Raw genomic sequence first — 12,189 nt, forward strand, 5'->3', positions numbered from 1 at the left:
GCCGCAAGCGCGGCAAACAGCCGATGCCGACTAAGTCAGAATGCCAGATCCTAAAGTTCAAGCAGCCGATCGTGCTGAGCGGCTCAACGTCCTACGCCAAGTAGCCGTAAATGTCGTCCGCCGGCGACGCATTCCCCTGGAGCTCCACGACCGACTTGTCGAGCACCTTTCGCGTGAGATGCTCGGACGTACCGAACATGTATGCTGGCTTGTTACAATCATTTCTTTGCAATCCAGTGATTTCTAACAGGCTGGCGCGATAACGGCGCGCAGATTGGTCTGGCAACTATGCCCGAGCCTTGAATCCGAATGCCCCTAAGTCGAGCGCATTATGGCCGAAAATCTGCGCCGGATCTGCATAATGCGGAGCTTCTATGCGTTGACGGGCCCGGTGATCCGGCTGGGCACGTGAATTTTTGGTTCTCCAGCATCACATCTCTTGTCGCTTCGTCGAGGGATCTGCGAAATCGAAGGCCGGGCGGAAATTCGCGTGCTCGGTTATAGCTACGTGGCATTCGATGGATCGAACGGAGCAATTCCTACTCGCCGTCGGTAAAAGTCGTAGAAGGTCCTTGGCGCGCGCGCCATGACGACTGAGCTTCGCTGCCGATGCAGCAAGCACGCGCAGCGTCGCGGGCTTACTGTCGCGTACCTGCAGAGGTCTGGCTGTCAAATCGCTCGCCGCGTTGCTCACGAAAAGGACCGCGAGCGGCGCGTGCGCGCCACTGCCAACTCTTTCTTCGTGTATCCGGCGCACCTATCCAGCACTAATTTGGCAGATTCGTCGGTTTAGTGACCGGTAAGGGAAGCGGCTTTCGGACGGCCAAACAGGGCGAACGCGAAGTCGGATTGCGCTCAGGAATAACGAGCCAGCGAAACCGATTGAGACCAGTCTGACTTCATCACCGCACGCTTTTCTGACCTCACCGTTGACGGTCGCTGCCATCTCTGCTTCGGCGATTCCATCCCGCCGCGACTGTTGAAATGCGCGCACGGCCACATCGGCCACCGCCATCGCCTCGCGCATTGCGTTAATTTCTAACTTGTTCTTCACGGCCATCACCGATGAGACCAGACGCATCGACGACCTTCATATCCGGAAGGCGCGCCTGAAGTGCACTCAGGTTTCAGCAGCCGAGTTCAAAACCCACCTTGCTCCCGGCCAATCCCAGCCGCCCAAGAGTATCGGCACACGTTTTTGGCAAAGTCTGGCTGACCCGATATAACCAACGATGTCGTCGATGCAGCTTTCCGCACGAACGCCATTCAGCTCGTATTCGCGGATTACATATGTCGGGCCCTTCCCGGCACGAGGATCAACGGAAACGGCATGAAGTGCGCGCCCTCCCAACGAATCCGCTGAGATACCGGAGATGACCGTGGGCGGAGACCTGTGCATCGAGATCGGCTCGCGCCACGACTTCAAGCACCTTCTTCTGCCGCCGCTCGTACTCTGATTTCCGGAACGGGTGACCTTGCCCCCCTCCTGGACTTTAACCCAGACTGAAGTTCGCTCTGGCCCATATGAGGACCAGAGCATGAGGCGCAGCCACTTTTACGGAAGAGCAGATCATCCGGATTTTGAAGGAGCACGATGCCGGCGTGTCGGTGCCGATCTGCGCCGGAAGCACGGCGTCACCGACGCCAGCGTCTACAAATGGAAAGCCAGGTTTGGCGGGATAGAAGTCTCAGAGGCCAAGCGGCTGAGGACCTGGAGGACGAGAACACGCAGCTGAAGCGGCTTTTGGCCGATGCCATGCTGGACAATGCGGCCTTGAAGGACCTCCTGGGAAAGAAATGGTGACGCCCGCGGGGAAGCGGAAGGCTGTCGCGCATCTCGTGGAGGCCCACAGGAGAGCGAACGGCGGGCGTGTAAAGCCGCTATTGCCGCATGACCATTACATATCGGACGACCCGGGCGGATGATGCTGCCCCACGCCAACGCATGAGGGCGATCGCTGAGGTGCGCCGTCGCTTCGGCTATCGGCGCCTGCATGTTCTGCTCAAGCTGGAGGGCTATCTAGTCAACCAGAAGAAGCCGTTCCGGCTCTATCGGCCAGAGAGGCTCATGGACCGTCGCCGTGGGAGTCGCAAGCGGGCGCTCGGGACCAGGGCGCCGATGGTGGTGCCGATAGCGCCGAATGACCGCTGGTCGCTCGACTTCGTCTCGGATCAGCTCACCGATGGCCGCTGCTTCCGCATCCTGACCGTGGTCGACGAGTGCACGCGGGAGTGCCTGGCGTTGGTGGCCAACACCTCGCTGTCCGATACCCTGGCTTCGGGGTTGGATTAGATGTGCGAAGAAGCCTCCGGCTTGAACGGAGGTTTGGGATGGGATTGGACGGCGAAAAAGACGCCCATTTGGACAGCCCATCAGTTGGGCCTGGAGCAGTCAGCCGGCTTGAGGTGCTTGAGGGGCCGTCCGGGCGTCGCGTGCGTTCAGGGGCCGAACGGGCTCGGATCGTCGCCGAAAGTCTGCTGCCCGGCGCAGGTGGCGGAGGTGGCGCGCAAGCACGGGGCGACGCGCTGGCAAATTTACGATTGGCGACGACGCTTCCGACAGCGCGGCGAATTACGTCCTGCGAGGCTCCGCAGCCGCCGTTCGCGCCGTAGTCGTGAAGGGGCCGTTTGAGGAGCGTCACGTTCCGACAGTCAAGCCCGAGATTGCGATTGGCGACGTCGTCGTGCGGACTGACGCGGCGATAGTGGGGAGCAGCTATCTCGAGTGATCCGCGCGGTGCGGGCGTCACGATGATTGTCCCCGGCGCCGAGCTGAAGATTTACATCGCGACGCGGGCCGTCGACTTCCGCTGTGGGCATGATGGGCTTGCTACGAAGGTGCAGGAGATGCTTGATCTCGATCCGTTCAGCGGTGCAGCCTTTGTGTTCCGATCGAAACGGGCGGACCGGATCAAGATTTTGGTGTGGGATCGAACGGGCCTGGTGCTGGTGCACAAACGCCTCGAGGGTTGCAAGTTCGTCTGGCCAATGATTGCGAACGGCGTGATGCGGATATCGCCGGCGATGTTCGCCGCGCTGTTCGAGGACCTGGATTGGCGGTGGGTCCACCCGGAGGAAGCGCGGCGTCCACAAGTCGCTGGATAAGTGCGGCAGAATGACTCTGAGCCGAGTTGCGCATGGCGCCGGCGGCGGAGACAGTGATCCCGGCACAATGGCGCGTGCTGGTCACGCGCCGCCCGAAATACATCTGCCGCCGCTGCTCCGACCCTGTTGTGCAAGCGCACGCGCCGGAGCATGTCGTGCCTGGCGGACTACCGACCGAAGCGGCGATTGCGCAGGTGATCGTCTCCAAGTTTGGCGACCATACGCCGTTTTACCATCAGGCCGAGATCTATGCGCGCCAGGGGATCCGGCTTGATCGGGCGAGACTGGGCAATTGGTCAGGCCGCGCATCTGCAGCCCGTTGCCGACCACATGCACCGTCATCTGGCAGCGGCGGATCGCCTGTTCATGGATGAAACCACGGCGCCGGTGCTCGATCCCGAGCGAGGTCAAACGAAGAAGGGCTACTTCTGGGCGATCGTCTCCGACGATCGCGGCCATAGCGGCCCAAGTCGGCCGATCGTGCTGTTCCGATATGCCCCCGGTCGCAGCGGCGCCTTCGCTGAGCAGTTCCTGGACGGCTTCAACGGATGCTTCCTGCAATGATCGGCTGACCGAAGTCGCCCGACCGCAAGGGCCGTGGACCTCGTACATTGCTGGAGCCATTTGCGCTGGCGTTTCGTCAAATTGGCCCGCAACAGTAAATCGCCGATCGCCGAGGCCGCCGTCTGGCACGTCGCACAGCTCTACGCCATCGAAGCCATGGTACGCGGTTCATCGCCGGATATCAGGCTGGCCGCGCGCAAGAAACACTCGCTGCGCTCGTCGAGGCGTTGAAGCCGTGATTCGAGAAACAGCTGTCGATGATCTCCAGCGGCTCGACGCTCGCTGATGACATCCGCTACGCGCTCAATCATTGGCAGGGCTGACGCGCTTGCTCGATCACGGGCGTCTCGAGCTCGACACCAATCCGGTTGAAAACGCGATCCGGCCAATCTGCTCGACCAGAAAAAACGCGCTCTTCGCCGGTCATGAGGTCGGAGCCGAAAACTGGGCCTTGCTCGCATCCATCGTGGCGACCTGTAAGCTCAACGACGTCAACCCGTCGCCTACATCGCCGAAACGCTCACGGCGATCATTCCCGGCCATCCCCAAAGCGAAATCGACGACCTCATGCCATGGCGGTTCCGCAAAACGTCAAGCCAGCATCAATAGGGTTGCGGCTAAGCGCTCACACTTCACTCGCAACTCGGATGGAAAACACCATCGGAGTTCGCCTTTACCTGCGACCGGTGACGGGATCTGGCTCTGCACTATGCCGACGGCTCGGCACCAGCTCCGTCTCTACCACCGCCCATCCGGGTAAATCCACCAGCCAGAGCGAACTCAGGATTGGATAAAACTTGGGGGCGAGGTCACGGGGCACCGGTCAAAGGAATTGGCTCGATCGTGGTCATATGCAAGCTTCTTTTAGTTTACTATCGTTTTAGCCGATCAATTTGCCGGCAATCACATGCTCCTTCCGCCATGATCCTAAGCTACCGGTGCAGCTATCTTAGGTTTGTTCATGCGCCGAAAACGGACATCTGAAACGATAGTTCGTCGAAACGTTGCGCTTCGCAGCTGCACTGATGTGTTCGCCAACAAAGGGCCGCGGAATCGCGTATGAGATGATTGAGCGGAATTGCTCTGAGGAATACCGGTACCTCGGAGTGAGAGACTCTTCGATAGCGGACTAATCACAAGACGAAAGTCCCTCGATCGCCTGTCGATGCACCAGGTGCGTTCTCCAAACAACCATCTCCTTCCAATCTGACTTTTGTGGATAAAAGTGGAGTTTGGTGGCATTCCGGATCTGCCGACCGAGTTCGGAATCAGCCGCCTCCGGTAGATGCTTGAAGAGCCAGTGTTCATCGCGCACTATTGCTGGGTTAGTGTACGTTCCAAATTCGAGTGCAACGTACGTGTGCCGGTCCCCTAAGGCACGCTGCCAAAATTCGTCTTGTGTACCGTGCAAGATGACCGAGGACGAGGTTCCCAGGTCCGGCGACGTAACGGAGGGGCCAAAGATTTTCGCTGCTCGCTCATACCCCTTTACTCCGGATGGCTGCTCGCATTGCAGCTCCCCGTATCCGTAGGGACCGAGCCCGGTGTGGTAGTCGATGATGATGACTTTGTCGCGTGCCGCTACATCAAAATCGTCGGCTATTTTCTCGAGCGCTCGCCTAGCTTCGGTAGGCTCGGTTCCGCCGTAAAACAGGCCACCTGGTCTAATGTATTGACCACGCGTTCTCGCTGATCTGTAACCAAGCTCGCCGTGCTGCGCGCGATATGCTGCGATCGCAGCTTCTGCGCGTCGCATCCCCTCCCTCGTCCTGTCTGAAGGAACGAGATGATCTGCCAACTCCTCATACTCGGGATTGGGCGGCGCGGGCCTGGAAAAGTCGACGAAGTTCCGATTGAGGTCGCACCCCTCGGCAGTCGTCCTGCGATCCCAAGCAAAACCGTGGCAATTTAGCGCATGGATGAACAGCACTGCAGTCGAGCGCGGAAGCTTTTGGTGGAATTCGGCCTGAAGAAACACAAGTTGCGCCGCGGACCCGCAATAGCCTTCGGGACCATGCGTACCAGAAACCAAGACTAAGAGCCCCTTGGCATCTGGGTTGCCGAAATATGCTGCATCGGTGAACAGAGCCTCACCAGATGGTCCTTTTGTGCTGCACAGGTATGGTTTCGCCGCAGGCACCAAAGCCAAGAATTTGCGTCTAGCTTCCAAGTAAGTGTCAGAAAAGACCACAGGAGCAATTTGCTTTGCGATGTCAATGTTCATTCTACTCAACCTCTCCGTTCACTTCGTCTCCAGATTCGAGGACAGGCACCGAAGTAACGCGGCGACGCGACCGCCCGTCGCAAAGATGGCTAGTGTCCCGAGTCACAAATTCGCATCATTAGATTCGCGTCAGAGTCGCATCGCTGTGCCATTGTCTTTCGAGGCACAGCGATGGAGCATTCGATGGCGGAACTGGCATCCCTGATCCTAAAGCAACGAGGAGCGAGCTGAGCTGAAGGCGTTGGCCGGCCGTCGCAAGACGGCCCAAGCCCTGGCGTTGAGCGCCCGGATCATTTTGGCCTGTGCAGAAGGCAGCCAGAACAAGGAGGTGGCGGCGAAGCTCGGTGTGATCGAGACCACGGTCGGCAAGTGGCGTCGGCGCTTTGTGCAGGATCGCGTGGAAGGCCTGCGCGACGAGCCAAGGCCCGGAGCACCGCGGACGATCGATGACGCGCGCATCGAAGCTACCATCGTACGGACCCTGGAAAGCCTCCCGAAGGATCCGACCCACTGGAGCTCGCGCGGCATGGCGAAGGAAGCGGCCTGTCGGTCTCAAGCGTGCAGCGCATCTGGCGAGCCTTCGGTTTGCAGCCTCATCGGATGGAGACGTTCAAGCTCTCGACCGACCCGGATTTCGTGGCCAAGGTGCGCGATGTGGTCAGCCTCTACGTCTCCCCGCCCCAGCATGCCGTCGTCCTGGGTGTGGACGAGAAGTCCCAAATTCAGGCGCTCGACCGCAGCCAGCCCATGTTGCCCATGCGCCCCGGTCAGCCCGCGCGGCGCAGCCATGACTACACGCGCCACGGCACGGCCTCGCTCTTCGCGGTGCTCGACTAGCGACGGGGCAAGGTCATCGGCAAATGCTTTGCCCGCCACCGCGCCGCCGAATTTCGCAAGTTCCTCGACGAGATCGAGGCTGCCGTCCCGCACGGTCTCGATGTCCATCTCGCCATGGACAACTACGCCACGCACCAGGCCCCGCTGATCCGCAACTGGCTCGCCAAACGGCCGCGCTGGCATGTCCATCTCACGCCGACCAGTTCGTCTTGGCTCAATCAGGCCGAGCGCTTCTTCGCGCTCATCACCGACAAAAAGATCCGGCGCGGCATCTATCGCAGCGTCCAGGCTCTGCGCGCCGACATTATGGACTTCATCAGTTATCACAATGCCGATCCCAAGCCATTCCAATGGACCAAATCCGCCGATGATATCCTCGCTTCCATCGAGCGCTTCTGCCGTTACAATACTCAAGCGCAAGCATCGTAATATCGCGAACTTCTGGTTCAGGATTACTAGACCAAATTGCCATCCGACAGCTGGACGACGGTATCGTCATCATTCGTAACAGCTCTTTAGAGCTGAATTTCCGCCATGTAGGGCCTCGCGCTCCCGAAATTCTGCATTTGTTGCGAGGATGCGAAGTCTTCCATAAAGAAGTCTTCCATAGAACGGGCTACGTCTCAACCTACAAATGACCTCGATCGGCCGTTACACCGTGCGTGCGAGATCCGATCCCATGCAGCCACCGGCCTAGATGTCTGGTCCCGGAGTGTGGGGGAATCAGCCATTTGATCCCTCATTCCGGGAGGACCTATGGGCCAGATACTCCATGGCAGCGCCACGACCACGCACGCCATCCGACCGGCGATACAGCGATCGAAAGCTTCGCTCAAAGAATTGGCCGCCCAGCACGGCCTCAATCAGAAGACGGTCACCAAGTGGCGTAAACGCGCCTTCATCCACGATGCGCCGATGGGCCCCAAGACCGTGCGCTCGACCGCGGAAGAGGCGATGGTCGTCGCCCTCCGCAAGCACGTGTTGCTGCCTCGATGACTGTCTCTACGCACTGCAGGCAACGATCCCGCATCTCACGCGTTCGTCCTTGCACCGCTGTCTGCAACGCCACGGGATCAGCCCGCCTACCCGATCGCCGGCGACAAGCCCGCCAGGCGACCCTTCAAGCGCTACCATTGGCTAGTTCCACATCGACATCGCCGAGGTTCGCACCGAGGAAGGCAAACTCTATCTCTTCGTGGCAGTGGACCGGACCACCAAGTATGCCTTTGCGCGGCTGGTGGTTAAAGGCCACGGGTGCTGCGGCCAGGGCTTTCCTCGACGAGTTGGCGGCAGCTGTCCCTTGCCAAATCCACACTGTGCTGACCGACAACGGTATCCAGTTCGTCGACCTGCCCAAGAATCGCGATGGCGCCATCCCAAGCTGGCGCGGCCACCCCTTCGACCGAGCCTAGGACATGGCATCGAACATCGCCCGACCAAAGCCAATGACCCTTGGACTAACGGCCAGGTCGAGAGAATGAACCGCACGCTTAAGGAGGCGACCGTCTAGCACTACGAGACCCGTCGCCAACTGGAAGATCACCTCGCTGCCTTCCTTGACGCCTACAAACTTCGCCAGACGCCTTAAGACTCTATATTTGGGCCGCCGGGTCGCGAGGATCCGGAACTGCGCCGGGACCAGGTCCAGGCGCTCGCTTCTATCCTCGTCGATCCGGTGTAACTCGCCCTGGCAGCAGGGACAGGTCTTGTCCTCAATGTCGACGATGACCTCGATCCGCGGCAGGTGCGCCGGCAGGGCGCCGCGGTTGCCGCGACGCTTGCGAGTTCGCGCGTCACGGCCTTCAGGTGCACTGACGTCTTGTGCCTCGCCGTACGCCGCGACTTGCTCGACGTCTTCGAGGCCCAGCAGCATCTGATCTTCAGGCAGCGTCTCTGCCCGCCGGCCAAACCGATGCCGCTGCAATTCCTTGATGATCTGACGCAGCCGCTCGCTCTCGCACCGCTCGGCGAGCAGCATCGCTTCAGCGTCTCAGGATCGTCAGGCAGGGCGTCACTCACACCCAATTCAGAGCATATTCGCCGCCATCTGGCGACACGTCCCACGCTCTTGATTCACTTCGCCGCAGTGCCGCTAACAACTATCCCGCTTGCGTTGGCGCCGGCGTCTCCCGCGCCTCATGCACAAGCCGCCAGTCGAGTCCTTCCAGCAGCGCAGACAATTGCGCCGCCGACAGACGCATCACGGCGTCCTCGACCTTCGGCCAGCGGAAGATCCCATCCTCGAGCCTTTTGGTGAAGAGACACAGATCCGTTCCGTCCCAGAACACTAGCTTGATCCGATCCGCCTGCTTGGCCCGGAACACATAGACAGCTCCCGAGAATGGGTCTGCCCGCATGATCTCGCGCACCAGGGTCGCAAGCCCTTCCATCCCCTTGCGGAAGTCTACCGGTTTGGTCGCCACCATCACCCGGACCGCACCCGACGGACCAATCACCGGTTCGCCTTCAGTGCCTGGACGATCGACGCAATCATCGTCGGGTCCTCACCACGACCGGCCCGGATCGTGATTCCGTCGACTTCGATCTCGATGATCCCGCTATCTGCCTTGCCCACCGCTTTGCGCCGCAGTCGGCGTCGGTACCGCTGCGTCCACTACCGCCGGCACAAACTGTACTTCGTGAGCTTCGGAATGACCGCCTGCGGCTTCTCGCAACTGACGTCGCCAGCCAAACAGCTGCTGCGGCGACAATCCATGCCGTTGGGTCACGGAACACACCGAGTCGCCACTCGCCACGATCTCCGCAACGATCCGCGCCTTGTCCTCGTCGCTCCACTCCCGCCGACGGCCAGTTCCGGTGAAGACCTCAAGCCGTCGCACCGGCACCGTGATAGCACTATGCACTGTGTCCATTCTAAGCCTAACGGTCCAAACCGATCCGCAGACTCGCAGATCACCCCGTCTTCCGGTAGGTGGCCGCGGAACAGCGCTTACGGTTCTGTGACATGGCGCGCTCCTTGTCTTCGGTTCCCCCGTGCCAGCATTCGCTGCTGGCTTGGCGGCAGCACGGCCGGACCATCACAGGCTAGGGGCGAAGTGAGCGCGGAGCCACCTGATGTCGAGTAGTCGGCCGGCGCAAGGTCGTCAGGCGTTCGTCGAGTTCGGCCTTGCACCCCGCCTACGGGGCAAGTGTAAGCCGATCGACCGTGATCTGGCAGGCCTTCTTGTCGGGCAAGCGTTTGCGGCAGGTGAAGGCTCGGGGGTAAACCTCGCGCGGAAACGGCTCTCCTACCCGATGCCGAGCCGACATTCCGAACGGGCAGTTGACAAAGATGACATATGGCTAAAAGGCGTTGCGCCAAAAATGCACAATCGACGAGTCAGCTTAACAAAACAGCTCCTTCGAATTGAGTTTTTCTTCGTCAGCAATGAGAAAAGAGTCGACGTTGCAGCACGGCCTAGTGTCCTGCTCTGACAACGGTTATCCGCGTTTCACAACGCCGAGAATTTCACGGGCCTCGGCCGGTGTGGCGACGCTGGCGCCAATGCGCTCGATGATTCCAACGGCATTCTCGACGAGTTGGGCGTTGGATGCAAGCACGCCACGTCGAAGATAGATGTTGTCTTCCAATCCAACTCGAACGTGCCCGCCCATTGTCAACAGCTGTGCGACCGCAGGCATTTCGCCGGCACCACAGCCGAATCCACCCCAGATGGCCCCTGAGGGCAAAATCTCTCGCATCGCTTGCACAATAATTGGCACAGCGGGAGCGCCATACCCTGTGCCGAGGCAGAATTGAAAAAGCGGGGGAGCATCAATTTTACTCTCCGATATCAGGTTCTTGGCGGTTTCAATGTGCCCCAGCTCGAAGCATTCGAGCTCAGGCTTGACCCCCGCTTCTCGCATAAGCGTCGCCATCTCTCGCAGATCGGACATGCGCGCAACATACATGCTCTCTCCGAAAATCATGGTGCCGCAATCTAGCAGGCTGTTGAAAAAAGGCGGTCGCCGCCGACCGAGGATCATGATTCATTGGCTCCGACGAGATTCGGAGATGGTGCGTGCGCGGCGGCGACAATCGAACGGGCGAGCTGTTCAGCTACGTCGACCTGGAAGCAAGGGTGCGGCGTGATCATCCGCTGCGAGGGATCCGGACGATCGTGAACGAGGCGCTGGCGGCGCTGGAGCACGAGTTCGCCGCCCTTTATTCGCCGATTGGACGGCCGTCGATCCCGCCGGAGAAGCTGCTGCGGGCGATGCTGTTGCAGGCGTTTTATTCGATCCGCTCGGAGCGACTTCTGATGGAGCGGTTGGAATATGATTTGCTGTTCCGCTGGTTCGTCGGAATCGGCGTCGACGATGCAGCCTGGGACCATTCGGTATTCTCGAAGAACCGCGACCGGCTGCTGGAAGGCGACATCGCGGCGAAGTTCCTGGCGGCGGTGCTGGCGCAGCCCAGGGTGAAGAAGCTTCTGTCGAGCGATCACTTCTCGGTCGACGGCACGCTGATCGAGGCCTGGGCCTCGATGAAGAGCGTCAAACCGAAGGATAGCTCCGGCGAGCCGCCGGCCCAAGGCGGCGGGCGCAATGCTGAAGCGAACTTCCATGGCCAGAAGCGCTCCAACGACACCCATGCTTCGACCACCGATCCGGAGGCCAGGCTCTACCGCAAGGGGAAAGGCAAGGAGACGAAGCTGTGCTTCATCGGGCACGGGCTGATGGAGAACCGCCACGGCTTGCTGGTCGACGCCTGCCTGACGCAGGCCGGTGGGCATGCCGAACGGGTGGCCGCGCTGCACATGATCGAGCCTCGTGCCGATCGACCGACAGCGATCACGCTTGGTGCCGACAAAGCCTACGATGCAGAAGACTTCGTCAACGAGCTGCGCTCGATGAACGTGACGCCGCATGTTGCGCAGAATACCGGCGGCCGTAGCTCTGCGATCGACGGGCGTACGACCCGGCACGGCGGTTATGCTGTCAGCCAGCGCATCCGCAAGCGGATTGAGGAGGCATTCGGCTGGATCAAGACGGTCGCCGGGCAAGAGAAGACCAGATTCCGTGGCCGTGATCGGGTCGGATGGGCCTTTACCTTCGCTGCGGCCGCCTACAATCTGGTGCGGCTGCCCAAGTTGATCGCGGAGACCGGTTGATGGCCAAGGTGCCCGGCTTTGCCAAGGCCTTTGCCGGCCGCTGGCGCATCGTCGAAATGGACAACTGGGACAGCGACTTCCTCGATCTTGTCGGAGAGGCGCATCTCACCTTCCGTGGCAAGTCCGATGGCGAAATAGCGTTTGGGGCTCTCAAGGGCTTCCTGGATGCTCGCTACGGCACCCGCGACGGATCGGCCTGCGCCGAGTTCTCATGGGAGAGGCACGACGAGAATGATCCGTCCTGTGGTCGCGGATGGGCCATGATCGGCACTGCGGGCAGGCTCGTTAGCCACTTCTACATCCACAATGGCGACGATTCAGCCTTCGTTTGCGAACGCGGCTGAG

11 protein-coding genes and 7 pseudogenes are annotated in these 12,189 nt (G+C 60.4%); 11 read left to right on the plus strand and 7 right to left on the minus strand.

Annotation, left to right across the window (positions count from 1 at the left end):
• Positions 1-757 precede the first annotated feature (757 nt).
• Positions 758-1,081 carry a hypothetical protein gene (locus J2R78_RS07695; RefSeq protein ID WP_253603691.1) on the minus strand — a complete coding sequence of 108 codons (324 nt, stop codon included), beginning with the start codon at positions 1,079-1,081 and terminating at the stop codon, positions 758-760.
• Positions 1,082-1,569: 488 nt separating this feature from the next.
• Between J2R78_RS07695 and J2R78_RS07700 the strand changes: the two are divergent.
• From J2R78_RS07700 to J2R78_RS45270, 7 genes and pseudogenes are all read left to right on the plus strand, one after another.
• Positions 1,570-2,266 (plus strand): annotated as a pseudogene (locus J2R78_RS07700) (transposase); the annotation flags it as partial.
• A gap of 485 nt (positions 2,267-2,751) precedes the next feature.
• The gene (gene tnpB, locus J2R78_RS07705) at positions 2,752-3,105 is read left to right on the plus strand and encodes an IS66 family insertion sequence element accessory protein TnpB (RefSeq protein ID WP_253603530.1); all 354 of its coding nucleotides are present in this window, start codon (positions 2,752-2,754) and stop codon (positions 3,103-3,105) included.
• Positions 3,106-3,137: 32 nt separating this feature from the next.
• Positions 3,138-3,669 (plus strand): annotated as a pseudogene (locus J2R78_RS45265) (transposase).
• Positions 3,670-3,729: 60 nt separating this feature from the next.
• Positions 3,730-3,900 carry a hypothetical protein gene (locus J2R78_RS07715; RefSeq protein ID WP_253603694.1) on the plus strand — a complete coding sequence of 57 codons (171 nt, stop codon included), beginning with the start codon at positions 3,730-3,732 and terminating at the stop codon, positions 3,898-3,900.
• Positions 3,901-3,997: 97 nt separating this feature from the next.
• A pseudogene (locus tag J2R78_RS07720) lies at positions 3,998-4,051 on the plus strand (hypothetical protein); the annotation flags it as partial.
• Positions 4,052-4,200: 149 nt separating this feature from the next.
• Positions 4,201-4,278 (plus strand): hypothetical protein, encoded by a 78-nt coding sequence (locus J2R78_RS07725; protein WP_253609774.1) that lies wholly within the window; start codon positions 4,201-4,203, stop codon positions 4,276-4,278.
• Positions 4,279-4,302: 24 nt separating this feature from the next.
• A pseudogene (locus J2R78_RS45270) lies at positions 4,303-4,463 on the plus strand (IS3 family transposase); the annotation flags it as partial.
• Between the two features lie 335 nt (positions 4,464-4,798).
• Here J2R78_RS45270 and J2R78_RS07730 read toward each other — a convergent pair.
• The gene (locus J2R78_RS07730) at positions 4,799-5,893 is read right to left on the minus strand and encodes a DUF2817 domain-containing protein (protein ID WP_253603695.1); all 1,095 of its coding nucleotides are present in this window, start codon (positions 5,891-5,893) and stop codon (positions 4,799-4,801) included.
• Positions 5,894-6,125: 232 nt separating this feature from the next.
• Here J2R78_RS07730 and J2R78_RS07735 point away from each other — a divergent pair.
• Both J2R78_RS07735 and J2R78_RS07740 read left to right on the plus strand, forming a co-directional pair.
• A pseudogene (locus J2R78_RS07735) lies at positions 6,126-7,159 on the plus strand (IS630 family transposase).
• 327 nt (positions 7,160-7,486) lie between these two features.
• Positions 7,487-8,325: pseudogene (locus J2R78_RS07740) on the plus strand (DDE-type integrase/transposase/recombinase); the annotation flags it as partial.
• Here J2R78_RS07740 and J2R78_RS07745 read toward each other — a convergent pair.
• From J2R78_RS07745 to J2R78_RS07760, 5 genes and pseudogenes are all read right to left on the minus strand, one after another.
• Positions 8,325-8,755, minus strand: a pseudogene (locus J2R78_RS07745) (IS66 family transposase zinc-finger binding domain-containing protein); the annotation flags it as partial. The pseudogenes J2R78_RS07740 and J2R78_RS07745 overlap by 1 nt on opposite strands.
• Before the next feature lie 74 nt (positions 8,756-8,829).
• Positions 8,830-9,186 (minus strand): IS66 family insertion sequence element accessory protein TnpB, encoded by a 357-nt coding sequence (gene tnpB, locus J2R78_RS07750; RefSeq protein WP_253603697.1) that lies wholly within the window; start codon positions 9,184-9,186, stop codon positions 8,830-8,832.
• A complete protein-coding gene (locus J2R78_RS44700; RefSeq protein ID WP_256558535.1) occupies positions 9,183-9,305 on the minus strand; it encodes a hypothetical protein in 123 nt (40 codons plus the stop codon). The genes tnpB (J2R78_RS07750) and J2R78_RS44700 overlap by 4 nt, the downstream gene beginning before the upstream one ends.
• Complete coding sequence (locus J2R78_RS07755) at positions 9,289-9,603, minus strand: transposase (protein ID WP_253603699.1); 315 nt, start codon at positions 9,601-9,603, stop codon at positions 9,289-9,291. Before J2R78_RS07755 ends, J2R78_RS44700 begins: the two co-directional genes overlap by 17 nt.
• Before the next feature lie 568 nt (positions 9,604-10,171).
• A complete protein-coding gene (locus J2R78_RS07760) occupies positions 10,172-10,717 on the minus strand; it encodes a 3-keto-5-aminohexanoate cleavage protein (protein ID WP_253603701.1) in 546 nt (181 codons plus the stop codon).
• A 35-nt stretch (positions 10,718-10,752) separates the two neighbouring features.
• Between J2R78_RS07760 and J2R78_RS07765 the strand changes: the two genes are divergently transcribed.
• On the plus strand, positions 10,753-11,844 hold the full coding sequence (locus J2R78_RS07765; protein WP_069276043.1) for an IS5 family transposase: 1,092 nt from the start codon (positions 10,753-10,755) through the stop codon (positions 11,842-11,844).
• Positions 11,844-12,188 (plus strand): hypothetical protein, encoded by a 345-nt coding sequence (locus J2R78_RS07770; protein WP_253603703.1) that lies wholly within the window; start codon positions 11,844-11,846, stop codon positions 12,186-12,188. The genes J2R78_RS07765 and J2R78_RS07770 overlap by 1 nt, the downstream gene beginning before the upstream one ends.
• Position 12,189: the final 1 nt, after the last annotated feature.

The organism is Bradyrhizobium sp. USDA 4538 (assembly GCF_024171045.1).
Lineage (GTDB): Bacteria > Pseudomonadota > Alphaproteobacteria > Rhizobiales > Xanthobacteraceae > Bradyrhizobium > Bradyrhizobium australafricanum.

Excerpts from the sequence above, each read along its gene's own strand:
- J2R78_RS07695 (WP_253603691.1), bottom strand. The coding sequence starts at position 1,081 with ATGCGTCTGGTCTCATCGGTGATGGCCGTGAAGAACAAGTTAGAAATT.
- tnpB (WP_253603530.1), top strand. The coding sequence starts at position 2,752 with ATGATTGTCCCCGGCGCCGAGCTGAAGATTTACATCGCGACGCGGGCC.
- J2R78_RS07730 (WP_253603695.1), bottom strand. The coding sequence starts at position 5,893 with ATGAACATTGACATCGCAAAGCAAATTGCTCCTGTGGTCTTTTCTGAC.
- J2R78_RS07755 (WP_253603699.1), bottom strand. The coding sequence starts at position 9,603 with ATGGACACAGTGCATAGTGCTATCACGGTGCCGGTGCGACGGCTTGAG.
- J2R78_RS07760 (WP_253603701.1), bottom strand. The coding sequence starts at position 10,717 with ATGATCCTCGGTCGGCGGCGACCGCCTTTTTTCAACAGCCTGCTAGAT.
- J2R78_RS07770 (WP_253603703.1), top strand. The coding sequence starts at position 11,844 with ATGGCCAAGGTGCCCGGCTTTGCCAAGGCCTTTGCCGGCCGCTGGCGC.